Here is a 600-nt window from a genome sequence, read left to right on the forward strand (position 1 = left end):
CTCATCTGATCGGTAATGGTCAGCGGATAGCACCAATTGCCGTCCTGCATCCTGAACTGCCCTTTGAAGTCGGCACACCAGGTCTGGTTGGGTTCATCGGCCGGGCGTAAATGCGTCGGAGCACGCGGGCGCAAAGGATAAGGGCGCCGCGCAATGACCAAGCCAGCCTTCTTCAACCACTCACCAGCAGTGCTCGCGGCCGGCCATGGGATCTGTGGATCGGACTTTCGCAGGCGATCAATGATCTGTTTGGGGCCTCGATCGGGATGCTCGTTTTTCCTGGCCAGCAATGTGGCGATGATTTCATCCGGGGTTTGATGAGGGCAGTTCAAAGGCTTGCGGGATTGCTCTTTCAAGCCATCCACACCGAGCGCTGCATACCGATCCAGCCATTTATCGACGGTTGGCCGGCTGACCCCATAACGCCGGCTCAATTGGCTCTTGGTGTAGCTGCCACTGAGCCAGTCACTGACTAATTTCACTCGTTGATCCATCGGGGACTCTTGATTCCAGGGCATGGTCAGCACCTCCTGACCATGATTGATACCTGTAAACCATGTCCCCGGTCTCAAACGTAAAGGATGTACCCGGTCTTTACCC

1 protein-coding gene is annotated in these 600 nt (G+C 56.2%); it reads right to left on the reverse strand.

Annotation, left to right across the window (positions count from 1 at the left end):
• Positions 1–518: helix-turn-helix domain-containing protein (locus ACKUG4_RS28195; protein ID WP_445435284.1), on the reverse strand; the 518-nt coding region annotated here is incomplete at its 3' end.
• Positions 519–600: the final 82 nt, after the last annotated feature.

This window comes from Candidatus Pseudomonas auctus (genome assembly GCF_048654275.1).
GTDB lineage: Bacteria > Pseudomonadota > Gammaproteobacteria > Pseudomonadales > Pseudomonadaceae > Aquipseudomonas > Aquipseudomonas pharyngis.